Here is a 25,965-nt window from a genome sequence, read left to right on the forward strand (position 1 = left end):
AGCCAAAAACGAACCGCCGGTGGCAGCCAAGCCCGGAATTGGCGGGAACTAATTTCTGACTTGAACGTTGCGCCGCCATAGGGGACTTCCCATGGCGCTCACATCTGACAGTCAGTCACAGGAAGCTGTTGTTCAACGGCTTGTCCGGGAGATCGGCATTACCGAAGCGCAGGCGTTGGAACTTGTTTCTTTCCTAGGCTTGAATTGGGGTTCGCTCGTTCGCGAGGCGAAGGCACTGTCGTTCAGGAAGTAGCCTGTTGACGAGCCAGATCCGGTTTTCTTGCACGCGTGCCAAGGCACGCGCTGGAAAAGTGCGCAAAGATACATTAGCGATCGCTTGACGAATCCGCCGACCGCACCAGTCTTGCGTCTATGGCAAGAGGCATCAAGGTCGGAGACGAGGTCGCCATCACCGCAACGGTTCGCCGGCGGGTGACGGAGGACCGCGTCAGCGTGTCGATTCCCTCCTATGAGCAGCCGCATTCGATCATCGACCGCACGTCGACCGTGAAGAGAGGCCAGCCGATCGAGCTCGTCGGAGATGTAACGCGCGTCAATGGGGACCGGGTGACCGTGAAGCTCGGCGTACCGGTTACAGTGGACATCGACAAGGTCAGGCTGGTGACCACCAGCAAGCCTCCCGCGCGAAAGCCACCGGTGGTTCAGCGGCCGGCGTAAGGAAGACTGTGCCTGCCGGCAGTTCCGGACGGAAACCCGAGTCACGCTTTCTAGAATTGCTCCGGCAAAAACCCGCCCGGGGAGGAGCGCGGGCGGGTTTTCGCAAGAGCGGCCACATGACTCGCTCACGGATGGCGGCCCTCATTTCGGAGCAAAGGTTCGCCCCGCCGCTGCGTACCGAACAGCAAGACCCGCGGAAGGTTCCCATCGAGCCGAACGCTCCCGCACGCGCCCTCATCTTGACGGCCAAAAACCGCAAACCCATATCGCAGCCAGGCCAGGATCGTTGAAGGTTCCGGCCCGTCTCAGAACTCAAATTGTTCGTTCGACTTGGAGGATCTTATGAACGATCGGATGTTTGACAGCCCTGTTTTCGTGAAGAGCGGGAACAGCCTCATCCAGGAAATCGCGTGCCTCGATGACGCCCTGGAATTTCTCTACGAATGGCCCAAGAACAGACGCGGCACCATCTACGAGACCGCCCTGCGTGCCTGTCAGCGAGCATTCGACAGCGACTATCCGCTAACGGCGGCCAGAGACGCGTTCTGCGGCTTCGCAAAGTCGGTCAAAATCCACGAGGACGTGAGTGTCACTTTGCCTTGGATGACCGGCAAGGGCCCAGGCAGCGGCGTGACTGCGTAGCCGCAAAAAGGAGGCAGTCACGATGCTTGCAAAACCGTTCGAAAAGCCGATCCGCGTCTGGGTCGGACTGGGATTTCCGCGTCAGCTGAACACTGTCGTAGATGCCTATCAGTTCGTCGCCGACTGGTGTGGCAACAGCCCTGAGCAGAAGGCGGCGATGCGTGCCTGCAAGGCCGCCTTGGCCGGCGAAATCGACGCAGAAACGGCGAGAGGCGTCTTCGTTGCCTTTGCCCGCCGGAAGGACATCCTCATCGAGGAGGGAGCAGTTCCGCTCCCAACTGGAAAGGCAGCCCAGCCGAAGCACGCTTGATGGGACCGAGGCGGCGGCCAACGCCGCCTCGTTTCACCTGTAGGACGCGAACTAGCGCTTGGCGCTTTCGCTGTCGGCATCGGCCCGGGCGAGGAATGTCTCGGTGACCTGCGGAAGATTGGCCTTCAGCCACTCCGCCATCGCTTCTTCTTCGCGCAGGTTCTGCTCACAGACCCGAGCAATCTCGGCTTCACCCACGGCTTCAGCGGCAGCCATGAGGATCGTATAGGAAGCGATCTCCATATGCTCGAAGGTGTAGCTGGCCAGAGAGCCTTTCATCACCTCGTCGCCGGCGAACACGCCGCTGATCGACTGCGCCATTGCGGTCAGTTTTCCGCCTGCGTCCTTCAGTGTTGACGAACCTTCTTCCAGGCCATCCAGGCAAGACTTCAATCGTCTCGCCTGCTCCTTGGTCTCGGCGAGGTGAGCGCGGATGCGTTCGCTGAGTTCCGGATAGCTCTCGAGCCGGCCCAGCTGGCCGGACAGCATCGTCTCGGCTTGCTCTTCCATTGCGTGAGCATCCCTCAGCCACTGGATCAGCCATTCGCGTGATTCAGACATAGTTTGTTCCTCCTGTTTGGGTGCGCCCGAACCACAAGGACTGCGGATTGTTCCGTGGCGAGAGTGACGGGAGTGGGCATGACGAGCAGCAGGCCCGCGGCTCCTCGAAAAGCGTCGCTGACAGGACGGAAGCCACGTCCGCATACCAAACTCCCAGAGGCTGGAACATTCCCAAAGGGAGGCGGTTTTGTTCCTATCCAGGAGGAACAACCATGGCAGACGACACGACCAAGCGCGATTTCCGCGACCGCGGCCGCGTGTCAGGCGATGAGGAATATGAGGTCGCCCACTTCGCGAGGAAATTCCAGCTGACAATCCCCGAGGCTCGCGACCTCATCAAAAAGCACGGAAACGATCGTGCGACGCTGGAGCGCGAAGCAAGGGCGGTGGCGAGCCGCTGACGGGCGTTCGCACTTGTGCGGAGATACTGCGAAGGAGACTTGACATGGCTAACAACCTATCCCGCGAGGAGGAGCAGCGTGGCACCAGCAGGGTCTTCATGTGGGGCACCGTCGCCGCGGCCGCAATCTTTGTGGCCCTTCTGGCGCTATTTTGGTTCGGCTCGTGATTGCCGTCGGCCACAAGGCCAAAGACCTTGCGGCGTACCACAGCCCTGCTCGACCGGTCGGGGCTGCGTCCTTAATTTGGGATTTCGAAATGAGGCAACCGACGGCATGGGCGGGGGGCGATGGGGAGCCGTCGGTTACCAGGAACAGGGGCCATCGAATCAAAATATGCATAGGCCCTTATATGATCATGCCAGCAATTTGCGTTCTTGGAAACTGGTTCCGCCCGAAAATTCAATCGCCTATGCCTAAGAACGCAGATTCGAGATGATCTTCACGGGCCTCGCCCGCTACGCCGCATTTCGCTGAGCCGCCCTGAACGGATGGTCCATGGTAAACGCATCCGGCCGGATACTCCGCTCTACCTGCACCCAAGTAACGGGATGCGCGATGGGGAAGCCGGCGCGGGCCCGCGGCGAAAAAGCGCCGGCGGCCGTGTTGCCGCGTCCGTTGCGAAGATAGTCGATGAAGATGCGGCCCTTGCGGGCCACCGGCGCTGCCGACAGCAAGTAGCGGTCGGGTTCTGCGTCGGCGAGGACCTGGGCAATCGACCTGGCGAGCTGCCGCGCGCCGTCGTGGGTCATCTTCGCCGCCAGCGGCGCCATCAAGTGAATGCCCTTGCCGCCCGTGACCTTCGGCCAGCTTTCCAGACCTGACGCTGCCATGATGTCGCGCAGCGCCAGCGCGGTCTCAGTCACTTGCGCCCATTCCACGCCCTCACCCGGGTCGAGATCCAGCACGATCCGGTCGGCATGCTCGATGTCATCCACCGTGGCATTCCACGGGTGGAGCTCGACCGCATCCATTTCGACCAGCCCGAGCAAGCCGTCGAGGTCGTCGACCCAGACCCGAGTGCCCTCCCCACCTTCTCGCTTCTCGACGCGCAGCTGGTGCACCGCTGCCGGGATCTCGGGCAGCATTCCCTTGTGGTAGAAAGTTGCCCCGAAGGCATGACGGACGAGCTTCAGTGGGCGACGGCCGAGGTGCACCAGCGCCTGATCGGCGACCAGACTCCAATAGCGAACGAGCTCATCCTTGGAAGGCGAGACCGCATCGGGCAGCAGCTGCAAGATATTCTCACGCGGCACGCCGTGATCTCGGTCCGCTCTTCGTTTCGACGGCGCCGGCGGCTTTGGCGGGACCGTCACCAGGTCCTCGCGGAGCCCCTTGAACACGGCTTCGCGCAAGATCCCGCGATCGGTAACGCCGCTGAACTGCACCTCGGCCAGGACTTCGGGTCTCACCCAGGTCGCCTTTGGCTTCACAATGGGCTCCGACAAAGGCGATTTGCCGATGATCAGCGGATCGAGCCGCTCGCGAACGCGTCGCGCCACTTCAAGCGTATAACCGCTCTGAGCCTTGCCTGCATAAAGCAGCCGGTCGCCCTCGCGCCTGCCGATATAGAGCGATGCGATCCGGCGCGGCTCAGCACCAAGCTTCTCGACGAACGCGACGATCGGAAAGGTGTCGCTCTTGATGCATTTGACCTTGACCCAGCTCGTCTGCACGCCGGAACGGTAGGGCGCGTCCGCGCGCTTCGACACGATCCCCTCCAGGCCCATCCGGCAGGCATGATCGAACATCTCCCTGCCGCTCACCTCCAGATGCTCGGCATAGGTCAGCGTCGGCGCGCTGTCCTTCAGCAGCGTTTCGAGCGCTGCCTTGCGCTCGACCAGCGGCTGCTGTCGCAGATCGCGACCGTCGAGGTGCAGCAGGTCGAAGGCATAGAAGATCAATCTCGAAGAGTTTGCGTTGCCCAACTCGCGCTCCAGCGCCTGGTAGTCAGGCAAGCCGGTGTCGCCGAGAACGACAGCCTCGCCATCAATGATCGCAGATTTCACCGGCAAGCCCGCCGCCGCCTGGACAATCCTCCTGTAGCGATGCGACCAGTCATAGCCGCGGCGCGTGAAGGCTCGCGCTGTTGCGCCTTCCACGATGAGCTGGGTTCGGTAACCGTCGTACTTGATCTCGTGCAGCCATTCGCCGCCTTCGGGAGCTTTCTCGACCAAGGTGGGCGATTGGAACTCGATGAAGGAAAGCCGGTCTTTGCCGCTGGTCATGCACGCGCGACTCCAGGAACCGCGACTCAAGCCGGAGCAGTCCCATCAGTTCCTTCCATTTTAGTAAAATCGTATGTTTGTCCGACTTGGCCAAGCGTGGCCTCGCAAAGGCAACGCGTTGCCCTCCAACCCGCATAGTGCTCCGATTATCTGAGTAGATGTTTTATTAGTTGAGTGCGGAACAATCCTTAGCCGGCGACGTTTGGCTGCGGGGTGAATCTTCTTCAGGTGGGCCGTCAATGAACAAGTCAATCGTAATGGATTCGGTCGAGATCGACACGCTGGAAGACAGGTATTACGTGCGCGTTATCGAGGATGGCGTTGTCACCATCAAGGGTTTCGGTTCCGAAGCGGACGCGAAAGCTTTTGCCAAGCACGAACACACGCGACTGGGACTTGACGCTGTCAAGCAGCCGGGCACCGGCCAAAAGCTGCGATACGGGTTTCCGGAAAGTTGATGCCGCCTCGAAGATCGAGGAGTCTCTGACTTCCCCTTCGGGAACGCCGGCAACGCGCGGCCGCGGTCCTGCCCTGCAAATAAGTCAGCCATGCGCGTCGTTCATTTGCCTGGTCGAGGTTGAACCAGCTTGAAGTCGAAGCTCTCCGGCGAACGTCCACGAGTGCTCACAGGCCTCACGGAGGACGCGACCTCCGGTTTGCGTGGACAGTTAGCTCGCTGCCAGCAGCGCTCGGCAGCGGGACTAGCTTAGCGGCGCTGTTTATGGCGATAGCCATTCATTTCGGGCCTGACGGCCGAAAGCGAGGGCCCCTTCGCCGTGAACACGACGCCCGCCGCCTCAAAAGCGCGACGGATGCGGGTTCGTTTCTCGGCCCGCAGAATTCTGATCCCGTTCTCGAAGTCGCGAATGGTCCCCTCCCCTAGGCTGGCCTTGGCGCCGAGGCGCACTTGCGACCAGTGCAGGAGTTCTCGCGCGGCTCGCGACTCCTCTGGCGTCAAATCCATCAAGGGGTCTCCCCTAGGGTTTTTCAGCTGTCAATTTCCACCTCGCGTGTCCCGGCTGCTCGTGCCAGATCACCTGCCGGAGATCGCCCCAGTCCACTGCCTGCCCGCAGGCGGGACATGTCCGGAACTGGTCCTCTTCGTTGGCGGCTGCTCTGACCCGCAACCGGGCAAAGATCGGCGGCCCCAAATCAGAAAGCTTTGTCACCCAGCTTCCTTGCCTCACGTTGCAAAATCTTACGGTCGTTGCCGTGCTCGCTGATCAGCTCCCGAACCTGTTCAGGCGTGATGCGATGCTGCTTGGCAAAGTAGCGAACCTCGTAATCGTCGTCCGCCGACACACGGTCGCGGTCCCGGAAATCGCGCTTCGTTTTGACGTCTGCCATTGGTTGCTCCTCCTGGCAAAACGAACACCGGGAAGGCAGGAATGTTCCAAACCGCTAATATGTGCGTGAAGCGCTACGGCCGGGATGGGGTCGGCCACGGCATTGCCTGGGGGAGGCCTCAAATGAAGTAACCGGCGGCATGGGCGGGGGGCGTTGGGGAGCCGCCGGTCACCAGGCAAGGGCCCATCTAATCAGAAAATGCATAGGCCCTTATATGATCATGCCAGCATTTTTCGCTCTTGGGAACTGGTTTCGGCATAAAATTCAAGATCGTACGCCCAAAGGTGCACGTTCTAATGATTTTCACGCCGGCGCTGCGACAGGAACCAGATCGGCACGCCCGCGTCATAAAGACAGGTTTCTGTCGTAACCCGGGAGTGAAGTCGATGGTCCGGCTCTTCGTTGTCGCTGCCGTGGCGCTCGCGCTCGCATGCAGCGGAGCTCAGGCGGCGAGGCTTGACCTCGACGCGGTCAATCAGGCGCAATTCAGCGAGGGCGAGCCGAAGGACGTCAGTCCGATGCTTCTCAAGGCGCAGATCCTTCTCGATCGCGCCCGCTTCTCGCCGGGCCTGATCGACGGTCGCCTCTCCGACAATTTTGCCAAAGCCGTGGCGGCGTTCCAGGCGGCGAACGGACTGGCTTCCGACGGCAAGCTCACACGCGAGACCTGGGACAAGCTGACGGCGAGCTCCGCCGAGCCGGTTCTGGTGGCATATGAGGTCACGGTCAAGGACGTGCGCGGCCCCTTTACCAGGCGCATTCCCACCCGCCTGGAGCGGATGGCTCGTCTGAAGCGCCTCGGCTATCGCAACGCGCGGGAGAGGCTGGCCGAGCGTTTCCACATCAGCGAACAATTGCTGAAGACGCTCAACCCGCGCGTCGGGTTCCGGAAGGCAGATGTGAGCCTCGTAGTGCCCGATCTCGGACGGGGCGACGCCCCGGCGGAGATCGAGACCATCGAGGTCGACAAGGCATCCCGCCAGGTCCGCGCGCTCGATCCATCAGGCAAGCCGGTTGCGGTCTATCCGGCCTCGATCGGCAGCGAGGAAAAGCCGGCGCCGAGCGGCGCCGCGGAGGTCAAACGCGTGGTGCGCAATCCGACCTATCACTACAATCCGAAATTCGCCTTCAAGGGGGTCAAGAGCAAGCGGCCCTTCACCATCGCCAAGGGACCGAACAATCCGGTGGGATCGGTCTGGATCGACCTCTCGATCGAAAGCTATGGCATCCACGGCACGCCGGATCCCGGCAAAATCGGGACGACCTACTCGCATGGCTGCATCCGGCTGACCAACTGGGATGCCGAAGACCTCGCCGCTATGGTCAAGCCGGGCACGAAAGTCGAGTTCAAGGACGAGACGGCGCAGGACGGGCAGGCGCAGTAAAAACGCCGGGAGGAGCGAGCCGCCAAGGCGGGATCGCTGCATAAGCCTAATTTATCGTTACCCCTAGTTTTTCAGAACGTTACACGGCCTTCCGTCGCCTGTAGCTTCGGCGGCGCGCTTTTGAAAACGATCTGGAATTGGTGGTTCGATGCAAGCACATGCGAGAGTGGTGATCGTCGGCGGAGGATGCGTCGGCGCCGGCATCCTTTACGGCCTGGCCAAGCGCGGCTGGACCGACGTTGCGCTGCTCGAGCGGACCCAGCTTACGGCCGGCTCCACCTGGCATGCGGCGGGCCTGATCCCGTCCTATACCCGCAACATCAATGTCGGCCGCATGATCAAGAAGACCATCGAGATCTATGAAGGGCTGGAGGCCGAAACCGGCCAGCCGGTCGGCTGGCACAAATGCGGCCAGCTGCGCATCGCCAACAGCCGCGACCGGCTAGACGAATTCAAGAGTTATATGAGCGTGGCCGACGTCCAGGGCATGCGCGCTGAGTTGCTGACGCCGGGCGAAGCGAGGCAGCTGGCGCCGCTGCTCGACAACGACCACATGCTGGGCGCGCTTTATCATCCCGATGACGGCCATATCGCGCCGGCCGATGTGACCATCGCCATGGCCAAAGGCGCGCGGGATCTGGGTGCCAAGGTGTACTTGAACACCGAGGTCACCGGCTTCAGGCGCACGCCCGGCGGCGAATGGCTCGTCCAGACTAACAAGGGCGACATCACCTGCGAGCACGTGATCTCCGCGACCGGCAATTATGCGCGCCAGACCGGCGCGCTGCTCGGCCTCGATATCCCGGCGATCCCGATCCTGCATCAGTACTGGATCACCGAAGTGGTGCCGGAAATCGTCGAGCGGAAAAGGCAGGGCCGCCCCGAAATGCCGATCCTGCGCGACGAAGGGTTCGAGGGCTATCTGCGCGAAGAAGGCGACGGGCTGATGTTCGGGCCTTACGAGCGCACGGCGAACCTGAAACTGTTCGCCGAGGACGGCGTCCCTTCCTGGTTCGGCGCCGACCTCGTCGAAGAAGATTTCGAGGCGGTGTCGTGGAACTGGGAGCAGGCTCTGCAGCTGGTGCCGGCGCTGGGGCGCGTCGGTATCAAGGCCAATGTGCGCGGACCGTTCCAGATGACCGCGGACGAGCTTCCCTTGATGGGGCCGGCCTGGGGCCGGCCCAATGTCTGGCTGGCCGAAGGCGTGCCAGGCGGCATCCTGTGGGGCGGCACGATCGGCTATTACCTGTCGGAACGGATCGTCGAAGGCGGCAACAGCCTCGACACCTCGGATCTCGATCCGCGCCGCTTCGGCGACTATGCCAACAAGGCCTGGACGCGCGAAAAGGTCCGCGAGGCCTGGGGCACACATGCGGAGCAGAAGTATCCGGGACAGGACATGCCCGCCGCCCGGCCGCAGAAGACCGCGCCTTCCTATGACAGGCTGACCGAGCTCGGCGCCGTCTGGGGCGTTCTCAATGGCTGGGAGATGCCCAACTGGTTCGCGCGCGACGGCGTCGAAGCCAAGGACCAGTATAGCTGGCGATGGACGCCGAAGGGGAACCTCGTCGCCCAGGAAGTCCAGGCGGTGCGCACTGCCGTCGGCCTGGTCGAGATGACGCCCATGACCAAGTTCGAGGTGTCCGGACCGAACGCGGCCGCCTGGCTGGACAGGATCATCGCCAATCGCTTGCCGGCGGTCGGAAAGGTGACGCTGGCCCATCACCTCACTGCAGGCGGCGGGGTGCAGGCGGAGTACATGGTGGCGCGCCTCGGAGAAGACCTGTTCTACCTCATCTCGACGCCGCGCGCCGAGCGCTGGAATTTCGACGATCTCTCAAGGCTGCTGCCCGCCGACGGCAGCGTATCGCTGAAGAACGTCACCAACGATCGCGGCTGCTTCACCGTCGTCGGGCCCAAGGCACGCGAAGTGCTGCAGCCGCTGACCGAGATCGATCTTTCGAACGAAAAGTTCCCGTGGTTCAGCGTGACGACCGGCCGCGTCGCCCTGGCCAGCGACGTGCGGCTGCTGCGCGTCAACTATGAGGGCGAGCTCGGCTGGGAACTCTATCATCCGCTGCCCTATCAGCGGCAGCTGCTGGATGCCATCCTAAAGGAGGGCGAGAAGCACGGCATGCGGCTTGTCGGGTTGCATGCGCTGGAGTCGCTCAGGCTCGAAAAATCCTATCGCGCCATGTATCGCGACATGAACCCTGAGCTCAACGCGCTGGAGAGCGGGCTCGAGCGCTTCATCCGCCTCGACAAGGGCGATTTCGTCGGCCGCGAGGCGGTGCTGAAATACAAGGCGAGGAACGACCAGCGCCGGTCGGTGACGCTCAAGATCGAAACCGACGGCGCGAGCACGCTTGCCTCCGAGGGCCTTTATAGCGACGGCGAACTTGTCGGGCGCATTACGTCGGGCGGCTACGGCTATGCGCTCGGCCATGACGTGGCGCTGGCCCTTCTGCCGGAGCGTCTGAGCAAGCCCGGCACCAAACTCGAGGTCGCCATCTTGAGGGAATGGAAGATCGCCGAGGTGATCGCGGACTCGCCTTACGATCCGACCTCGGCCAGGGCGCGTATGTGATGCGCGTCGATCGGATCAACGTCTATTCGGCGCAGCTGCCCGTCAAAGGCGGCGTCTACCGCATGGCCAGCGACGACGTGGAGTCGCTGGACTCGACGCTTGTCGAGATCGTGACCGAAGACGGTTTGACCGGCTGGGGCGAGACCTGCCCGATCGGACCGGTCTATCAGCCGCACCATGCGCTGGGCGCTCGCGCGGCGATCGCCGAAATCGCCCCGGGACTGATCGATGCGGAGATCGCTTCGATCAGACTGCTTGCGAAACAGATGGACGAGCGCCTGAACGGACATGGCTATGCCAAGGCCGCGTTCGACATGGCCTTTCTCGACCTGCTCGGCCAAAAGCTCGGCGTGCCGGTCTCGACGCTCCTGGGCGGCGCGCTGACCGATCGCGTGCCGGCCTATTATTCGCTGATCGTAGGTCCGCCGGACGAAACGGCGAGGATCGCCGCCGACAAGGTGAAGGCCGGCTATCCGCGCCTCCAAGTGAAGATCGGCGGGCGCAACCTCGAAGAAGACGTGGCCGTCGTGCACAAGGTCTGGGAAGCTGTCGGCTACAAGGCGCGCATCGCGGTCGACGGCAACCGGGGCCTGACAATCGCGTCGGCAATCCATCTCGACCGGCTTTGCCACGCCATCCCCTTCGTCTTCGAACAGCCCTGCAACACCATGGATGAAGTCGCTACGCTGAAGGGCCGGGTGACGCATCCGGTCTACCTCGACGAGAGTACCGAGGACCAGAACGCGGTGCTTCGAGCGATCTCCATGGGCATCGCCGATGGCTTCGGCTTCAAGGTGACGCGCCTCGGCGGCCTCACGAAGATGACAACCGTGCGCGACCTTTGCGCCATTCGCTCGCTGCCGCACAGCTGCGACGACGCCTGGGGCGGCGACATCATCGCGGCGGCCTGTGTCCATCTTGCTGCCACGGTCGAGCCGCGCCGGATGGAGGGAGCCTGGATCGCCCAAGAATATATCGACGGGCATTTCGACCGGAAGAACCCGGTCGTGATCGAAAAGGGCTTCATAGCCGTGCCGCAGCGGCCGGGCCTGGGCGTCAAACCGGAACCCGGGACATTCGGCAAGCCGCTGGCGACTTACGGAGCCTGACCACCGGCCAGGCTTTGGCTGGCGCCAGCCGATCACTTCTTGGGCCTCGCGGATCGTTCCGCCTCATCCCGCGTTGAGTGGCACGCAAAGGGAGGAACGGCAATGGATGATGATCGGACCGAGAAGATCAGGCAGCGTGCCTATGAGCTCTGGCAGCGCGAGGGCCGCTTGCATGGCGACCATGAGCGGCACTGGCGCCAGGCCGAGATGGAGATCGATCGCGAGGCGGCGCTGCCGCTCACGGCAGACGATGCGCTGCCGGGAACGCGCGAGATCGACAGCGCGGATGTGCTGACGGTCGAGGCGCTTGCGATACGCACCGGCATATCGGCCCAAGAAGCGCAGGAGTTGCTCGACAGGCTGGGCAGCGACCGCGCCGCGATCGAGCAGGCGGCGCGGAGCATCCGGGCACGGAAAGGGCTGTAGGTCAGGAACCCAGACGCGTGCGACGTTGCCGGCATTCGACGTCGGCGGAACCCTCGTTGCCATCGACAGTTCCTCCTGTCTAACCACAGGAGACCTGTCATGGATCATACCAACCACGTGAGGCTGACAAACGCCGAATTGACTCCCAGCATTCTCGAAGGCGCGACCATCTACGGCCCGGACGACGAAAAGATCGGCTCGGTCGACCACATGCATGGCAGCCAGGTCGTCATCGCTGTCGGCGGCTTCCTCGGCATCGGTGCAAAGCCGGTCGCCGTCAGCGCCAACCAATTGGATTTCATGCGCGACGAGGACGGCGACGTCCACGCCGTGACCAGATGGACGAAGGACCAGCTGAAGTCGATGCCCGAGCATCACGACTGAGCACGGGAGGGTCCGACGAGAGCCGGGCCTCCATTCAGCAGGTCGCGCTCGGCGGCCTGCACGTGGCCCCCGCGCTCAACGAGACGACGGCGGTGGAGAAGCGGCGACGCCGCTCCGCCCCGTTGCCGGGGCTAACGAAGGCCGTCAGCCCTTCATTGAATTGCTGTAGACCTGCACGCCGACGCGCTCGTTGCGGCGCCAGCGCACCACGGCCCGATAAACGGCGTCGTCATCGGGAACAATGAGCGTGAAACGGTCGGGCAATTCCACCTGCGGCCCGACGCGCAGTTCGGCGCCATGCTCGTGCTGATTACGGACGGAGCACCTGATGCTGGCGTCGCCGGTGACGATTGTAGCCTCCTTCAGCACGAATTCTCGTGAATGAAGACGGCGCTCTAAGTGGGGAAAGGTGGCCATGATGCACTGGTCCCGAAACTTGCCCGGCGGGCTCAAACTCAATCGCCCGACGCACCACCCTAGCGCGGACGTGTTTCCGTTCCGTTAGCGTTTTCTAATCACTGCCCACTCGGCGATCCCGTTTCCGCACAGGCGGCGCCGGACCGAACGAGCTTGTCGCATGCCGCTAATGCCGCTTGAAATACTGGACCTCGCGCTCGTGCTTTTCGGCAGCCTCGCGCGACTTGAAGGTACCGAGATTCCGGCGTTTGCCGGTCCTCGGATCCACCTTGCGCGAATAGAGCCGGTAGTCGCCGGACTTCAGCTTGCGGATCATGGGACACCTCCTCTGCTCGTAAGTCTAATCCACTCGACCTGTCCGGGGTTCCAGCAGCGAACGTGATCCATTTCACGGAAGCGCCGCGCCGAATGTCGGAATCGACGCGGCAGCGACACAATTGGGTCGGATTATTTGTACTCAAACGACTTCCGCGGCGTTAGTCTTTGCGTCCGCGAGCATGCTGGACTGGAGGAGGGTGAGATGGCGACGGCCAAGCTTCACGGCGTTGAACTCGTCAAGGGCCAGAGGTGGACGGTGCGCGTCACCGCCTACGGCACTACGCTGACTTTCCCTTTCGAAGCCGAGCAATTTGCGCGCTCCTATGCCGATGGTCAGGCCTTCCGCCTCGGCGTCGAGGTGGTCGAGCTAAAGGACTGCGCCTGAGCGGCTGCCGGGGTAGCGATCGCCGCCACGAATTCCAGCACCGCGCTGCCAACCTATCCGCCCAAGCTCCGACAGCGGCGGACCGTTATGCATGAAAATGCATCTGGCGCTCTAGGTTTGCGGCAACCAGGCGACCTTCTCGCCATCCTCCTTGACGAATTCGCGCACGGGGTTGTCGAGCAGCGGCAGCACCGCCTCCGACGGCCGGCAGAGCCTCGTGCCCTTGGGCGTCTCCACGATCGGCCGGTTGATGAGGATGGGATGGGCGAGCATGAAATCGATCAGCTCGTCGTCGCTCCATTTCGGATCGGCGAGGCCAAGCTCCGCGTAGGGCGTGCCTTTCTCCCGCAACAGGTCGCGCGGGGGGATGCCCATCGCCGCGATCAATTCGAGTAGCCGTTCGCGGCTCGGCGGCGCCTTCAGATATTCGATCACCATCGGCTCCTCACCGCTGGCGCGGATCATGGAAAGCGTGTTGCGCGAGGTGCCGCAAGCGGGGTTGTGGTAGATGGTGACCGTCATGGCTTGGCTTTCAGTGGCTCGGATTGCTCGATGGATTCGGGCCGCAGCAGCCATCCCATCAGCGCCAGCGCGATCAAGGCGCCGAGCAGTTCGGCGACGATGAAACCCGGGAGATCGGCCGGCCTGATGCCGGAAAAGCTGTCGGTGAGCGCACGCGCCACGGCGACGGCCGGATTGGCGAAGGACGTAGAGGCGGTGAACCAGTAGGCGGCGGTGATGAAGAGGCCTACCAGCCATGGCACAGCCCGTCGCTCGAAGCGCAGGCCGGCGAGAATTACAGCGACCAGGCCGAATGTCGCGACAATCTCCGAAAACCATTGCGCCGGTCCGGCGCGCAGCTTGGTCGCGATCTCCAAGGGCGGCAGGGCGAACATGAGGTGCGCGGCGATCGTGCCGGCGATGCCGCCGGCGAACTGCGCGGCGAGATAGGCAGGCAGATCGCGCGGCGGGAGCGACCGGTTCAAACAGAAGACGAGCGAGACGGCCGGATTGAAATGCGCCCCGGAGATCGGTCCGAGGATGGTGATCAACACCACCAGCATGGCGCCGGTCGCGAGCGTGTTGGCGAGCAGCGCCAGCGCGGTGTCATGCGTCAGCGTCTCCGCCATGATGCCGGAACCGACCACCGTTGCCACCAGCAGGCCGGCGCCCAGGGCTTCAGCAACGGCACGTCGCGGCAGATCGTAAGAGATCATTGCCGGGGCCCCTCGCCCGGCCGGCAGCACGGGGCGGCGAGCGCCGGCGCGCAGATTTCCGGCCGGCCCGAGCAGCAATCCTCCATCAGGAAGCGGATCAGAGCGGAAAGCGCATCGTATTCCGCGCTGTAGACGATCGAGCGTGCGTCGCGGCGCGTGCCGACCAGGCCGGCGCGCTCCAGTTCCTTGAGATGGAAGCTGACATTGGACGGAGACACCTCGACCTGTTCGGCAAGCGAACCGGCGGCGATGCCGTCCGGCCCGGCAACCACCAGCAACCGAAGCAGTTTCAGCCGCGTTTCCTGCGACAGCGCACCAAAGGCCATCAGGGCTTGTCGCTCATCCACGTTTCAACAATCCTTGAAATATTGAAACGAGGCATAGCCGACATGCTCACTCCTGACAAGAAATATCGTCCCCGCTCCTCCATTGGATCCTCGGACCTGACCATCGGCGATCTGCTCCACACGCTGGCTGATTACCAAGACAAGCCGCTGGTGTTTCGTTACGACGCGGCCGGCCGGTGAAATTTCCACCCCAACCAGGATAGTGGCCGGTTTGACGCCCGTTCCCGTCTATTTCCAGACGGGGCCTAGGCGAAAGCGCCTGTTCTGATCGGGATGGACTTTCAACTGACCCACTACCCAAATTAGCGATCTCTTGTATTTCTTGAAAATGAGGATCATGCTTGGCCCAATGCGTGGCAACCTGATGCGCAGCCGGGTGGATAAAAGGGTAAGGCGCCATGGAATTCGCAGTCTGCTATGACCACAGCGTGATCGATCTGGCTTGGTCGATCTTCCTCAGCATCACGACGGTTTTCATGTTCCTGGCGCCATTGGCCGTCGCGCGGCTGATAGCGATCTTGCGCGGGGCACCTGTCGCACGTCTTCAGACGGCCTGACAGCCGAGGCCTCTCCTAGCCGACGATTTTTAGCCCAGGCACTTCACCGAACAGCGCCGAGCAGTCGATCTCGTCCCGGAAAAGCGCGTCGGGATCGAGCACCAGCCACGATGTATGCGTACGAAGATCCCTCAGTCTGGCGTTCTTTTCGGCGCGCGCCTGGCGCTCCGCCTCGGCAATCGAGGCCAAGCCTGGCATCTCGGCCTTGTGAAGGTGAGAACTCCTCGACATAGCGAGACAAAACGCGGTCGCCCTATTTTGCGTTCCAGCCCATCCGCCTGAAAACAAGTGCGGTGATCATACCCGCGAGCACGACCGAAAAGCCGGATGGCCAAGGCCACCCCAAGCCGCCGCACGTTTCATTCGCGCCGCCATCGCTACGAGCGGCCCGGCTCGAATCAGCGCAGACCCAGAAAACTCAAAATGGCGATCACGATGACGATAGCACCTACGATCCAGATGATGTTGTTCATGGTCCTCTCCACATGTCAGCGGTCAGGAAACGCGCCTGCCAAGGGGGCATAGGCCGAAGTTTCTTTCGGGAGCCCTCGCAAAGACCTCAACACTTAGAAACTGCTAATGTTCCGCCCGCATCTGTGCCGGGGGCCGGACTAGGCGTTCTTGGCACCTGGAAGCGGTTTCTGCAGCCTCGACGGCCGCGCTGTTAACCGCTCGCCTGAAGGCCGGACCAAGGTCGGTGTCGCAATTGCCGCGGCTGGCCTATACTCTTTGTCCGTGGTGGGGTGAATCGCGCGAATGCTCAGGGAGACCTTGAAGCGACTTGTGCAAATCTGGAGCGGGCTGTCGCTGGCCTGGCAGTTTGTGATTGCCGGCGGCATCGGGCTTTTGGCGGTGATGCTCGTGGTTGGCCTTTGGGTGACGTCGCAAATCCGCGAAGGCGTGATGCACAACTCCGCCACCACGACGGCGCTCTATGTCGACAGCGTGATCGCGCCGCTACTGCCGGACCTGCGCAAGAGCCGCGAGCTCGACGACACGGTCAAACGGGCGCTGGACGAGACGCTCGGCCAAGGCGCGCTCGGCAAGAGGCTAGTGTCATTCAAGCTGTGGCGGCGCGACGGCACGGTGCTTTACGCCGATAACTCGAAGCTGATCGGCAAGACGTTTCCGCCCAACCCCAATCTGATCTCGGCCTTTGCCGGCAATGTCGTGGCGGAATTCAACAACCTCGCCGACGATCCTGAGACCAGCGAAGAGAAAGCGGTGACCGCGCCGTTGTTCGAGATCTACAACCCCGTGCGCGAACCCTGGTCGGGCGAAGTGGTGGCGGTGTCGGAATTCTACGAAGTCGCCGACGATTTCCAGGAGACGCTGAATTCAGCACTCAGATGGACCTGGCTGGTGGTGGCCGGCGCCACCGCCGCCTCGCTGGCGCTGCTGTCGGGCATCGTGTTTCGCGGCAGCCGCACCATCCAGACGCAGCGTGCCGCGCTGGAAGCCAAGGTCAGCGAGTTGCAGGAGGCGCTGGCGCAGAACTCGTCGCTACGCCAACGCGTGCAGCGCGCCTCGCGGCGAGCCACTGCCATCAACGAACGTTACCTGAGGCGCATCGGCGCCGACCTGCATGACGGCCCGGCGCAGCTGGTGGCACTTGCCGCGCTCAGAATGGACAGTCCGGTGCTGGTCGACCCCGCCACGCCCAAACCGCAGCGCGAGGCGGAAATCGCCGGCATCCATAAGACGCTGGGCGAAGCGATGAGCGAGATACGCGGCATCTGCAACGGCCTGGTGCTGCCGCAGATCGAGACGCAGGCGGTGGCCGACATATTGCGGCTGGCGGTCGCCGAGCATGAGCGCCGCACCGACACCAAAGTGCTGCTGACGCTGCCAGAGCGCTTGCCGGAACTCGGCACCTCAGAGAAGATCAGCATCTATCGTTTCGTGCAAGAAGGACTGAACAACGCCTTCCGGCACGGCAAGGGCAAGGGCCAGCAGGTGAGAGCCACGATGAAGGGCGGCAAGCTTTTGGTCGAGGTGCAGGACACCGGCCCGGGCTTCAATCCTGCGCGAAGCGAAGGCCTCGGGCTCGCCGGTCTCAGGGAGCGTATCGAAAGCATTGGCGGGCAATTCGAGACGCTTTCGGGGCCGGGGGGAACGAGACTGGTAATCACATTGTCTGTCGAGGAGCAGCCGTGACCGCACCCATCCGCATCGCTATTGTCGACGACCATCCGCTGTTTCGTGAGGGCGTGGCGCGCAGCCTCGGCGAGATCGGCGGCTTCGAGCTTGTCGGCGAAGGCGCCAGCGCCGAGGACGCCGAAAAGCTGGTCCGCGCCAGCGCGCCCGACGTGCTGCTGCTCGACATCAGCATGCCCGGCGGCGGCCTCAATGCGCTGGCCAGCATCCTTTCGGCGGCGCCTGAGCAAAAGATCGTCATGCTCACCGTGTCCGAGACCAATGCCGATGTCGCCCAGGCGCTGAAGGCGGGCGCGCGGGGCTATGTGCTGAAGGGCGTCGGCTCCAAGTCGCTGGCCGAGATCCTGCGCGACGTCGCCAACGGCCAGAGCTACGTTTCGCCGACGCTTTCGGCCCGGCTGCTGTCGGATCTCTTGCAGCCCACCAGCCGCAAGCCCGACCCGCTCAGCCAGCTCACCGGCCGCGAGGCCGAGATCCTGGGGCTGGTGGCGGAGGGCCTGAGCAACAAGGAGGTCGCGATGCGGCTGTCGCTGCAGGAAAAGACGGTCAAGCACCACATGACCCGAGTGCTCGCCAAGCTCAACGTGCGCAATCGGACGGAGGCGGCGCTGCTGATGCATGAAGCGAGAGAGAGGAATTAGTGAATAGTGGAAAGTACAGTGAATGGTGAAGCGTCGGCGCGTTCCCATTCGGTGAAGTGCGTTTCGTTGATTACTGTTCCCTATTCACCATTCACCGTCATTTCAAAAGCAAATCACCCCCGCCTCTGAAGGCGGGGGTGACATGCGAAGGCGCGGGAAAAGGGGGTAGCTTCTCTCGGCCCTCACAAGCCTAGCAGACGGGCCAGATCCTTCTCGGTCGCCCGGCGCTCGACGATGGTGCGGCCTTGCGCATCGCTCATCTCGAAGCGTCCGTTCTCGATCTCTTCCTTCATGCCGTTGCGGTGGATGATGGTGATCCTGTTGCCGTCGATCTCGACTATGTCGCCCGTCGCCGCATTGACACGGCTGGCGGCCTTGCCGCCGGGGCTGGTGTTGCCTTTGCCGCTGTTGTTGCCAGGACCGGCATTGGCATTGCCGCCACCGGCATTGCTGTTGCCGGAATTGCCGCCAGCGTTTCCGCCGCCGCTGTTGCCCCCGCCGCCATTGCCGTTGCCGCCGCCGTTGTCGGCATAAGCGGTGGCCACCAGGAGCTTGGCGAGGCTATTGGACGTGAAATGACCAGGCGCGACAAAAAGCGCCAGCGCGGCCGCGGCGCGCAGCGTAAGGCGGACAAACCTTTTTGAGGCGGGTTCGCGCATGCCGTCCTTGGTTCATGCCGGTTCCGCCTCGGCCCTGCCGAAGTTCCGCTCTCAGCCCGCCAAGGCGGAACCGGTGTCTTGACCAGACAAGATTCACGCTTTGGTAAGGTTACGGAAGCGGCCCACGACCCATGCCATGTCCGGTCGGACCTTTTTGCAGTCACTTGGGGACCATTGTCGCACCAGCCGGGAACACAACTGGAAGCTGCGACTGCCGTCGCGTTAACCAAATCGCTTGGAAAGCGGCCAGCAATTCATTATGACTGTCGCACGCGAGAACGGCGCGGACACTCAACGAACCGCGGCATGCTACGGCGCATGCGCCCTCCTGGACGAAAAAGCGCCGTAACCTTTGGTTTGCGCATGAAATGTTTCCCCGGACTGCGGGGGCATGCGCCAAGAGCCCGCCTTATCCGGCAGCCGTCTCAAGGGCCCCAAAAAAGTACCCCCGCCAAAAGGCGGGGGCAAGGTGAGCAGCGGGAGTTCTGTCGTAAGACGATCAGGACCGAAGAGACGAAGCAAAAGGTGGCAACCTGATTTTGCAGCGCTGGCTTTTGGCCCCTTAAGATCTAATCCAGATAGAACCTCGCTCTCACAAACTCTTTAGGCGATCGAGATCGGCCACTGTGGCCTTGCGCTCGACGATGGTGCGACCAAACTTGTCCTCCATCCTGAAACGGCCGTTCTCGATGCTCTCCTTCATTCCGTTCCGGTGCGTGACCTGGATGCTATTGGCACTGACCTCGACCTTGTCGCCGGTCGCCGCATTCACATGATCATCGACATCGCCGGTTGCTGCAGTGTTCGTTGCGCCCTTGCTGTTGCCGCTGTTTCCGTTTCCGTTGTTACCGCCCGAGTTGCTGTTTCCGCTGTTGCCGCCCGAGTTGCCGTTCCCGTTCCCGCTGTTGCCGCCGCCGCTGCCGTTACCGCCGCCGCTGTTCCCACCGCCATTGCCGTTTCCATTGCCGCCTTTGCCGGCATAGGCCTTGGCCACGACAGGACCGTCGAAGGAGAGATGAAAAGGCGCGACAACAAGCGCCAGCGCAACGAGCGCCCGCAAGACATGCCTGCAGCCCATGCGCGATACGCGCATCCCAATCTCCCCTTGCCAGCCATCCGACCCTTCGGCCGAACTACCCCACCGGCAATGTCGCAACATCAGCATCCCTAATCAACCCGTCGTGGGGAAGTGGCCCACGACCCTTGTCTTGCTTTTTAAGACCTTTTTCGCAGCGATGTCAGACCTAAGTCCTATCTCAACCACCAGATGTGATCGGGCACGGCTGCGTGCACGGCTTTTTTCTGGCGTGGATACCCGCGTGCACGGCTTCGCGCAACGCGCTACGAGTGGTTGTTCTATGCTCTCCCAAAACCGCCGCGCCCTCAGGCGATATGGCATTGATCCTTAACAGGGTGACGGAACCGGCGCTCTCGCCGTTACGGCCGCGCCGAACGCGGCGGCAATCACGGCGCCAATACCGGCGCATTGCAAAACGCTCAAGCTCTCGTGCAGGAAGAGAAACCCGTCAGCGCGGCGCCTGCGGGTTCCAGGCAGACGATCATGCCATAGACTTTCGCCGGCATTCTGGCGAGCACCATCATCTCCAGCCAGAAGGGCAGCGCGCTGGAGAACAGCCCGACGACGACCGCGGCCGCCATGACATGCGAGTCGGTGAGATAAGGTTCGGCTGCGGTGAAGCCAAAAGGCAGCGCGACGAGCGCGGCGATCGCCATGCCATAGGCCGAGGTGCGGGCGCCAAGCTCGGCGCCGGCCTTCTGCGCACAGATGATATAGAGCCCCCAGCAGGCGCCGGCGGCAAGCGCAAGCAGCACGCCGATCGGATCGAGCCCGCGGCTGATATCGGCGAACGGCGAGAGCAGCACGATGCCGGCGACCGCAAGCATCACCCAGACGAGGTCGAAAAGGCGCCGCGAGCCGAGTGTGGCGACAAAAAGCGGGCCGGTGAATTCGAGCGCCACGCAGATGCCCAGCGGAATGCGCTCGAGCGCGGCATAGAAGAGCAGGTTCATCACCGAAACGGTGACGCCATAGACGGCGAGCCAAGGCAGACCCTTTCGTGTCGGCAGCACTTTCCATGGGCCTGAGCACTGCCGCCAGCATCAGCGCGCCGATGAGGAGTCTCAGCATTGTTGTGCCGTCCGGCCCGAGGACCGGAAACAGGCCCTTGGCGAAGGCCGCGCCAACCTGCACCGAAAGGATGGCACCAAGCAGGCCGAGGATGGGCAAGGCTCCCAGCTGCGCCTGCGGTTTTGCACTCGGCGTCGACGTCACTTCTCCTCCACCCCCCGCGCCCCGGTCCGAGGCGGCGATAGAGACTGGCGTTGCCCCTGTCGTGAGGCAACGGGGACCGGATGCTGGGACAGGCCTTTCAAGTATCGCAACTGGATTGCTGCGCCGCACAAGACTTTGAAATTCAATATACTTTTCACAACGCGATTTGAATAGTCTTTGGCTAAATGGAGCGTTACTGTCAATATCGCCAAAACACCCGCTACGGTTGTCGCAATGCGTCACAGCATCCGTAGCGATAAATACTTCAAAAATCAGACCAACCGACCATCACCATATAGGACCATAGGCCAAACTTCCCAAGTCAACTGTCGTCTGCAACCCTCCAAATCACAGCTTTATTTCAAACTCGTAAGCATTGTGTGTTGCGCCGCAACATAAGCGGAGACAGATGTTAACCAACATGGGCAGTGGAGGATGCCGCTACGTTGAGCCGAATGGGCATTCCGCTGACAGCCAAGGACGGCACTCTCGCCCCGGACGGAGATTCGTCGACAGGCGGAGTCGGCGTGCTTTGCAGGTCCAGCGCAGGATCTTACGACGGAGCCTGGGGACCCCGCCAATGACAGGTCAGCGCGACATCCAGCTTGATGCAGTGCGAGCTGTAGCCGTCACGCTGGTGCTATACGCGCATTTCCTTGCGCCGAACGGCACCTCCTTCCTCGGCCATCTCGGCGTGCGGCTGTTCTTCGTGCTCTCCGGCTTCCTGATCACCCGGCTTTTGCTTGACGCGCGTGACAGCAACGCATTCGTTTCCGGGCCGGCCCTGCGCGCCTTCTATGCCAGGCGCGTGATCCGAATTTTTCCGCCTTATTTCGCGGTGCTGGCCCTGGTCTGGCTCACCAATCTGGAACAGTCCAGCTCGTCGCTTGCCTGGCATGCGCTTTATCTCTCGAACTTCTGGTATGCGCTGCGCAACGACTGGAACCCCTGGCTGCTCTGCCATTTCTGGAGCCTCAGCATCGAGGAGCAGTTCTATCTCGCCTGGCCGCTGATCGTGCTGCTGGCGCCGCGCCGGCGTATCGAGGCGATCACGATCGGCGTCATCCTCTTCTCGTTCGCGTACCGCTTCTACTGGCCGCTCACCGCCAACCCGGCGCTCGCCCGGGACCTGTTGCCGCCGGCCTCTATGGACGCGCTCGGCTGCGGCGCCCTGCTTGCCGTTCGCCGCGCCAGGAGCGCCGATGTGCCGCGCTGGATGCGGCTCGGCTGGCCGGCTTTCGCGGTCGTTTTCCTGCTCGTCGTCTGGTCCGATCCGGGACCGGCGAACTCGGCATGGGAGTGGGGGCACTGGGCGCTGGTGCAGGTGCTGCCGCTGGTGCCGCTGGTGGCGATCGTCGCCGCCTGCTCCAACGGCCTCGGCGGCAGGCTCGGCAAGCTGGCCGAACTGCCGCCGCTGCTTTTCCTCGGCCGCATCAGCTACGGCGTCTATCTCTACCACCCGATCCTTCTCGCCTACGCCGTCAAGGCGCAGCCCTGGATCCCGCTCAACGTCTCGGAGCAAGGGCCTGGCCGCTTCCTTGTCGCAGGTGCCGCCACGCTGCTTGTCGCCTCGCTCTCCTGGGCGCTGTTCGAAAAGCCGCTCAACAGTCTCAAGCGCTATTTCCCCTATGTCGCGCGGTCGCGCGCGGGCATGGCGGGCGAGACAAGCTGGATAGGCCCGCCGGCCAGCGTGTCCGCGCTCGACCTGCAGCAAACCGAGGCGAGGCGATGATGGCGAGCGCCACTCCTCTCATCTCCGTGCTGCTGCCGGTCTACAATGCCGAGCCCTATGTCGGCGCTGCAATCCAATCGATCCTGCGGCAGGACTACAGCCGGCTCGAGATCATCGCGATCGACGACGGTTCGACCGACCGGTCGCTGGAGATCCTCGACCGCTGCCGCAAGGCGGACAGCCGTGTATCCCTTATTTCGCGCGAGAATCGCGGTCTCGTCGCCAGCCTCAATGAGGGGCTGGCGAGCGCGCAAGGCGAATTGGTCGCGCGTATGGACGCCGACGACTTCGCCTATCCCTGGCGGCTGTCGCGCCAGGCGGCGCTGTTTGCAACGCGCCCCGACCTCGGCTTCTGCGGCTCGATCGTCGACATGCTGGTGCGTGGCCGTATTGCGCCTGGCAGGCTCGACCCGGTGTTCCGCCTCGACCTTGCCGCGCTCGCGAAATTCTTCACGATCTTCATGCACCCGACCGTGGTCTACAACCGCCGGGTGATCGGCGAGGCCGACCTTCATTACGACGCCGCCTACCGGCATGCCGAGGATTTCGACCTCTTCCGCCGGCTCGCCGACCGTTATCCGGCGGCCCTGATGGAGGAGAGCCTGCTGGTCTACCGCGTGCATTCCGGCAGCGTGACCAGCCGGCACGTGAAGGAGATGCGGCGCACACATCTCAGGATCGTGGGCGAAAACCTCGAGCGCGAGGGTCTGACAGACGATACTAAGGACCTGCGCGCGATCGGCGATCAAGTCTCCTTCGCGACGGTGGCCGGGGTAGCAGCCTTCATCCGCGCGCTGGAAGAGCGGATTACCGCGCTGCCCGCGGCGGTGCGCCCGAGCTTCGAGGCCGGCGCGCTCAACCTCTTCTATTTCCTCTACCAGCTCGTCAACGACGAGGAGCAATCCGCGCTGACGCATGAGCTTTTGACGCTTTCCGCGAAATGGAACGCGATCCGCCGCCGCGAGCAATATGCGTTGCGCCCTGGGGCCTGGGCACCGTGGCTCAGCCAGGCTTCGATGTGGGCCGGCAAGCAGGCCGACAGGCTCGCCTACCGCTTCAAATCCACGCCGGCGGCATCGGTGCTGGCGCCTTACAGGATGGAGGCGGCATGAGCAGCTTTGGCCGCGTCCACTCGCCGGCGGTGGAAATCGGCGAAAGCCGGCGCGACAGCCAATCTCCCCTCACAAGCAGGGAGGTCAGCAGCCTCAGCGCTGAGCCCTCTCCATGAACGACGCGCGCCATCCCCTGCCGCGGCACCCGGCCCTGCCCGCGCCTCCCTGGCCCAGGCAGCGGCCGCAGGTCTCCTTCATCGTCTGCACGCGTGACCGCGCGGCGGTGCTGGAAGCCTGCATCGATTCGATCCGTGCCGCCTGTCTTGCGCATCCCGCCTTCGCCGCCGAACTGGTGGTGGTCGACAACGGCTCGCGCGACGGCACGGCGGAATATCTTTCCCGGATCGCCGCGAGCTCCGACATTCCACTTACGGCGATCTCAGAGCCGCGGCCCGGGCTGGCGGCGGCGCGCAATGCGGGGCTGGCGCGGGCGCGCGGGCACGTGCTGGTCTTCAACGACGACGACTGCAGGCTCGACCGCAACTACCTCGCCGACCTCCAACGGCATTATGCAAGCGGTGAGAAATGGCTGATCCGCGGCGGCCGCGTCGAACTCGGCGATGCGCGCGACCTGCCCTTCACCATCAAGCGCTGCGACGAGCGCCAGCGGCTGACGCCCGCCGTGCATCCGGGCGGCTTCGTGCTCGGCTGCAACATGACCATGCATCGCGACGTCGCCGCTCGCATCGGCCCCTTCGACGAACGCTTCGGCGCCGGCGGGCCGCTGCGCTCGGCGGAAGACACCGACTACCTGGTGCGCGCCATGCTCGCCGGCATGGCGGTGGAATATGTGCCCGACATGACGATCTTCCATCACCACGGCCGGCGTGGCCGCAAGGCGATCGATCGGCTGCACCGCGACTATCATTTCGGCAATGGCGCGCTGTGTCTCAAGCATTTCCGCCGGGCGCCATGGCTGCTTCGCCATTTCTACTGGGCGGCGCGTGCCGCCACGCGCGAGCTGATCGGCGGCCCGCGCTTCGACCAGGATCTCAGGCTCTCGCACTGGCCGATCGTTTTGATGAACCTCGCGGGCGCGGCGAAATTCATGGCGCTCGTGCTGGCGGGGCGGCCCGATCGGCAGCCGCGGCACGCTCAGGAAGCCGCCGAGGCCAGGACGGAGGCCGGCGCGCCATGAGCGGGCACCCGACTCTGGCGATGCTGCGGCGGGCGCTCGGCCGCCGTCAGCTCGGCCTGCTGCCCGCCGTCGTCGCGCTCGGGCTTGCCAGTGCTGCGCTCGAAGGCTTCGGCATCGGGCTGATCATTCCGCTGCTCGGCATCATCATGGGACATGGCGAGGCGACCGGCATGGCCGGACTCTCCGCCCTGCTGCAGAAGGTCGGCGCCGGGCTCGGCGAGCGCGAGCGGCTGATCGCGATTTCGGCCGCGATCCTCGGCTCGATCCTGCTCAAGAACCTGCTTGCCTTCGCCAATGCGGTGCTGACCGCGCATATCTACGGCAAGGCCGGTCAATCGATCCGCGGCGCGCTCGCCGAACGCCTGCTCAGCGTCGGCTATCCGTTCTTCCTGAAGGAGAGCCCAGGGCGGCTGCTCAACATCATCTCCAACGAATCCTGGCGGGCGTCGGACGCCATGCAGGGGGTGCTGGGCGCGATCGTCAGCGCCTCGGCGGCGGTTATCCTGCTTGCCTTCCTGCTGCTCTTATCCTGGCAGATGACGCTGCTGGTGATGCTCGGCCTGGCGCTGGTGCAAGCGGCACATATGGTGCTGTCGGCCCATCTCAAGGGCCCGAGCCGCAGCGTCGCGGCCCGCAACAGCGCTTTAGCCTCGCAGATGCTGCACCTGGTGCATGCCGGCCGTCTCATCCGCATCTTCGGCCAGGAGGCGCGCGAGAAGGCCGCCTTCGAGAAGGCATCGGACAGCGTGCGGCGGGCGGCCTTCACGCTTTCCAGCCGCCAGGGCGCGCTGGCGCCGCTCACCGAAGTGCTGCACGCCGTGCTGTTCCTGGCGGTGGTGATCGGCGCCTGGCTTGCCGGCCTGAGCTTCCCGTTGGTCGCCGCCTTCCTCATCCTGCTTTACCGCCTGCAGCCGCATGTGCGCGCGCTGCAGATGAC

At 63.3% G+C, this 25,965-nt stretch carries 34 protein-coding genes; 21 read left to right on the forward strand and 13 right to left on the reverse strand.

The window, feature by feature from the left end; genetic code table 11:
- The first annotated feature begins 91 nt into the window (after positions 1-91).
- From EOA49_RS32665 to EOA49_RS16870, 4 genes are all read left to right on the forward strand, one after another.
- Positions 92-253: a hypothetical protein gene (locus EOA49_RS32665; RefSeq protein ID WP_095801495.1), complete on the forward strand. Its 162-nt coding sequence runs from the start codon at positions 92-94 to the stop codon at positions 251-253.
- 119 nt (positions 254-372) lie between these two features.
- Entirely contained in the window at positions 373-678 is a 306-nt protein-coding gene (locus tag EOA49_RS16860; RefSeq protein WP_066992982.1) for a hypothetical protein, read from the forward strand.
- A gap of 342 nt (positions 679-1,020) precedes the next feature.
- Positions 1,021-1,320, forward strand: coding sequence for a DUF982 domain-containing protein (locus EOA49_RS16865; RefSeq protein WP_067321894.1), 300 nt, complete (start codon positions 1,021-1,023; stop codon positions 1,318-1,320).
- 22 nt (positions 1,321-1,342) lie between these two features.
- Complete coding sequence (locus EOA49_RS16870; protein ID WP_067321896.1) at positions 1,343-1,630, forward strand: DUF982 domain-containing protein; 288 nt, start codon at positions 1,343-1,345, stop codon at positions 1,628-1,630.
- Positions 1,631-1,681: 51 nt separating this feature from the next.
- Here EOA49_RS16870 and EOA49_RS16875 read toward each other — a convergent pair whose 3' ends face one another.
- Positions 1,682-2,191 (reverse strand): DUF892 family protein, encoded by a 510-nt coding sequence (locus tag EOA49_RS16875; protein ID WP_127241400.1) that lies wholly within the window; start codon positions 2,189-2,191, stop codon positions 1,682-1,684.
- 212 nt (positions 2,192-2,403) lie between these two features.
- Between EOA49_RS16875 and EOA49_RS16880 the strand changes: the two genes are divergently transcribed.
- Positions 2,404-2,592: a DUF3606 domain-containing protein gene (locus tag EOA49_RS16880; RefSeq protein WP_095778947.1), complete on the forward strand. Its 189-nt coding sequence runs from the start codon at positions 2,404-2,406 to the stop codon at positions 2,590-2,592.
- A 44-nt stretch (positions 2,593-2,636) separates the two neighbouring features.
- Positions 2,637-2,759: a hypothetical protein gene (locus EOA49_RS33980; RefSeq protein WP_259979811.1), complete on the forward strand. Its 123-nt coding sequence runs from the start codon at positions 2,637-2,639 to the stop codon at positions 2,757-2,759.
- Between the two features lie 288 nt (positions 2,760-3,047).
- Here the strand turns inward: EOA49_RS33980 and ligD are convergent, their stop codons facing one another.
- Positions 3,048-4,817: a DNA ligase D gene (ligD, locus tag EOA49_RS16885; RefSeq protein ID WP_127243264.1), complete on the reverse strand. Its 1,770-nt coding sequence runs from the start codon at positions 4,815-4,817 to the stop codon at positions 3,048-3,050.
- A gap of 239 nt (positions 4,818-5,056) precedes the next feature.
- Here ligD and EOA49_RS16890 point away from each other — a divergent pair, with 239 nt between their 5' ends.
- A complete protein-coding gene (locus EOA49_RS16890) occupies positions 5,057-5,275 on the forward strand; it encodes a hypothetical protein (protein ID WP_095824617.1) in 219 nt (72 codons plus the stop codon).
- Between the two features lie 248 nt (positions 5,276-5,523).
- Here EOA49_RS16890 and EOA49_RS16895 read toward each other — a convergent pair whose 3' ends face one another.
- Both EOA49_RS16895 and EOA49_RS16905 read right to left on the reverse strand, forming a co-directional pair.
- A complete protein-coding gene (locus EOA49_RS16895; RefSeq protein WP_067321910.1) occupies positions 5,524-5,781 on the reverse strand; it encodes a helix-turn-helix domain-containing protein in 258 nt (85 codons plus the stop codon).
- Positions 5,782-5,969: 188 nt separating this feature from the next.
- A complete protein-coding gene (locus EOA49_RS16905) occupies positions 5,970-6,164 on the reverse strand; it encodes a DUF3606 domain-containing protein (RefSeq protein ID WP_066992956.1) in 195 nt (64 codons plus the stop codon).
- Between the two features lie 386 nt (positions 6,165-6,550).
- On the opposite strand from EOA49_RS16905, the gene EOA49_RS16910 reads away from it, so the two are divergent.
- The 5 genes from EOA49_RS16910 to EOA49_RS16930 all read left to right on the forward strand — a co-directional run bounded on the left by EOA49_RS16910 (position 6,551) and on the right by EOA49_RS16930 (position 12,055).
- Positions 6,551-7,549: a L,D-transpeptidase gene (locus EOA49_RS16910; RefSeq protein WP_095801500.1), complete on the forward strand. Its 999-nt coding sequence runs from the start codon at positions 6,551-6,553 to the stop codon at positions 7,547-7,549.
- A gap of 148 nt (positions 7,550-7,697) precedes the next feature.
- Positions 7,698-10,136: an FAD-dependent oxidoreductase gene (locus EOA49_RS16915; protein ID WP_127240441.1), complete on the forward strand. Its 2,439-nt coding sequence runs from the start codon at positions 7,698-7,700 to the stop codon at positions 10,134-10,136.
- Positions 10,136-11,245 (forward strand): mandelate racemase/muconate lactonizing enzyme family protein, encoded by a 1,110-nt coding sequence (locus tag EOA49_RS16920; protein ID WP_067321919.1) that lies wholly within the window; start codon positions 10,136-10,138, stop codon positions 11,243-11,245. Before EOA49_RS16915 ends, EOA49_RS16920 begins: the two co-directional genes overlap by 1 nt.
- Before the next feature lie 102 nt (positions 11,246-11,347).
- Complete coding sequence (locus tag EOA49_RS16925) at positions 11,348-11,671, forward strand: DUF2934 domain-containing protein (protein ID WP_127240442.1); 324 nt, start codon at positions 11,348-11,350, stop codon at positions 11,669-11,671.
- A 99-nt stretch (positions 11,672-11,770) separates the two neighbouring features.
- Entirely contained in the window at positions 11,771-12,055 is a 285-nt protein-coding gene (locus EOA49_RS16930; RefSeq protein WP_067321925.1) for a photosystem reaction center subunit H, read from the forward strand.
- A gap of 144 nt (positions 12,056-12,199) precedes the next feature.
- On the opposite strand, the gene EOA49_RS16935 is transcribed toward EOA49_RS16930, so the two are convergent.
- Together EOA49_RS16935 and EOA49_RS16940 are read right to left on the reverse strand one after the other, a co-directional pair.
- Positions 12,200-12,472: a PilZ domain-containing protein gene (locus EOA49_RS16935; RefSeq protein WP_067321928.1), complete on the reverse strand. Its 273-nt coding sequence runs from the start codon at positions 12,470-12,472 to the stop codon at positions 12,200-12,202.
- 166 nt (positions 12,473-12,638) lie between these two features.
- Positions 12,639-12,788: a hypothetical protein gene (locus tag EOA49_RS16940; RefSeq protein WP_095778956.1), complete on the reverse strand. Its 150-nt coding sequence runs from the start codon at positions 12,786-12,788 to the stop codon at positions 12,639-12,641.
- 204 nt (positions 12,789-12,992) lie between these two features.
- Between EOA49_RS16940 and EOA49_RS16945 the strand changes: the two genes are divergently transcribed.
- Entirely contained in the window at positions 12,993-13,175 is a 183-nt protein-coding gene (locus EOA49_RS16945; protein WP_067321930.1) for a hypothetical protein, read from the forward strand.
- 111 nt (positions 13,176-13,286) lie between these two features.
- Here the strand turns inward: EOA49_RS16945 and arsC are convergent, their stop codons facing one another.
- From arsC to EOA49_RS16960, 3 genes are read right to left on the reverse strand one after another with little or no spacing between them, the layout of a single operon-like run.
- On the reverse strand, positions 13,287-13,697 hold the full coding sequence (gene arsC / locus EOA49_RS16950; RefSeq protein WP_127240443.1) for an arsenate reductase (glutaredoxin): 411 nt from the start codon (positions 13,695-13,697) through the stop codon (positions 13,287-13,289).
- Positions 13,694-14,392 (reverse strand): MIP/aquaporin family protein, encoded by a 699-nt coding sequence (locus EOA49_RS16955; RefSeq protein ID WP_127240444.1) that lies wholly within the window; start codon positions 14,390-14,392, stop codon positions 13,694-13,696. The genes arsC and EOA49_RS16955 overlap by 4 nt, the downstream gene beginning before the upstream one ends.
- The gene (locus EOA49_RS16960; protein ID WP_067321941.1) at positions 14,389-14,739 is read right to left on the reverse strand and encodes a metalloregulator ArsR/SmtB family transcription factor; all 351 of its coding nucleotides are present in this window, start codon (positions 14,737-14,739) and stop codon (positions 14,389-14,391) included. Before EOA49_RS16960 ends, EOA49_RS16955 begins: the two co-directional genes overlap by 4 nt.
- Before the next feature lie 42 nt (positions 14,740-14,781).
- Here EOA49_RS16960 and EOA49_RS32670 point away from each other — a divergent pair, with 42 nt between their 5' ends.
- Both EOA49_RS32670 and EOA49_RS32675 read left to right on the forward strand, forming a co-directional pair.
- Positions 14,782-14,919 (forward strand): hypothetical protein, encoded by a 138-nt coding sequence (locus EOA49_RS32670; protein WP_156751036.1) that lies wholly within the window; start codon positions 14,782-14,784, stop codon positions 14,917-14,919.
- 218 nt (positions 14,920-15,137) lie between these two features.
- Positions 15,138-15,296 carry a hypothetical protein gene (locus EOA49_RS32675; RefSeq protein ID WP_156751037.1) on the forward strand — a complete coding sequence of 53 codons (159 nt, stop codon included), beginning with the start codon at positions 15,138-15,140 and terminating at the stop codon, positions 15,294-15,296.
- 15 nt (positions 15,297-15,311) lie between these two features.
- Here EOA49_RS32675 and EOA49_RS16965 read toward each other — a convergent pair whose 3' ends face one another.
- Entirely contained in the window at positions 15,312-15,494 is a 183-nt protein-coding gene (locus EOA49_RS16965) for a hypothetical protein (RefSeq protein ID WP_066992926.1), read from the reverse strand.
- Positions 15,495-16,052: 558 nt separating this feature from the next.
- Between EOA49_RS16965 and EOA49_RS16970 the strand changes: the two genes are divergently transcribed.
- Together EOA49_RS16970 and EOA49_RS16975 are read left to right on the forward strand one after the other, a co-directional pair.
- Complete coding sequence (locus EOA49_RS16970; protein WP_095801506.1) at positions 16,053-17,453, forward strand: sensor histidine kinase; 1,401 nt, start codon at positions 16,053-16,055, stop codon at positions 17,451-17,453.
- Entirely contained in the window at positions 17,450-18,094 is a 645-nt protein-coding gene (locus EOA49_RS16975; RefSeq protein ID WP_066992920.1) for a response regulator transcription factor, read from the forward strand. The genes EOA49_RS16970 and EOA49_RS16975 overlap by 4 nt, the downstream gene beginning before the upstream one ends.
- 182 nt (positions 18,095-18,276) lie before the next feature.
- Here EOA49_RS16975 and EOA49_RS16980 read toward each other — a convergent pair whose 3' ends face one another.
- The 3 genes from EOA49_RS16980 to EOA49_RS16995 form a co-directional block, all read right to left on the reverse strand.
- A complete protein-coding gene (locus tag EOA49_RS16980) occupies positions 18,277-18,753 on the reverse strand; it encodes a hypothetical protein (RefSeq protein WP_127240445.1) in 477 nt (158 codons plus the stop codon).
- A 592-nt stretch (positions 18,754-19,345) separates the two neighbouring features.
- Positions 19,346-19,846, reverse strand: coding sequence for a hypothetical protein (locus tag EOA49_RS32680; protein WP_164746741.1), 501 nt, complete (start codon positions 19,844-19,846; stop codon positions 19,346-19,348).
- 404 nt (positions 19,847-20,250) lie between these two features.
- A complete protein-coding gene (locus EOA49_RS16995) occupies positions 20,251-20,844 on the reverse strand; it encodes an EamA family transporter (protein ID WP_245460699.1) in 594 nt (197 codons plus the stop codon).
- A gap of 782 nt (positions 20,845-21,626) precedes the next feature.
- Here EOA49_RS16995 and EOA49_RS17000 point away from each other — a divergent pair.
- From EOA49_RS17000 to EOA49_RS17015, 4 genes are all read left to right on the forward strand, one after another.
- Positions 21,627-22,778 (forward strand): acyltransferase, encoded by a 1,152-nt coding sequence (locus EOA49_RS17000; RefSeq protein WP_127240447.1) that lies wholly within the window; start codon positions 21,627-21,629, stop codon positions 22,776-22,778.
- Positions 22,775-23,890 carry a glycosyltransferase family 2 protein gene (locus tag EOA49_RS17005; RefSeq protein ID WP_245460701.1) on the forward strand — a complete coding sequence of 372 codons (1,116 nt, stop codon included), beginning with the start codon at positions 22,775-22,777 and terminating at the stop codon, positions 23,888-23,890. Before EOA49_RS17000 ends, EOA49_RS17005 begins: the two co-directional genes overlap by 4 nt.
- A gap of 112 nt (positions 23,891-24,002) precedes the next feature.
- On the forward strand, positions 24,003-25,028 hold the full coding sequence (locus EOA49_RS17010) for a glycosyltransferase (protein WP_127243265.1): 1,026 nt from the start codon (positions 24,003-24,005) through the stop codon (positions 25,026-25,028).
- On the forward strand, positions 25,025-25,965 hold a 941-nt coding region (locus EOA49_RS17015; protein ID WP_245460702.1), incomplete at its 3' end, for an ABC transporter ATP-binding protein. The genes EOA49_RS17010 and EOA49_RS17015, both read left to right, overlap by 4 nt.

This window comes from Mesorhizobium sp. M1A.F.Ca.IN.020.04.1.1, assembly GCF_003997315.1.
Classification (GTDB): domain Bacteria; phylum Pseudomonadota; class Alphaproteobacteria; order Rhizobiales; family Rhizobiaceae; genus Mesorhizobium.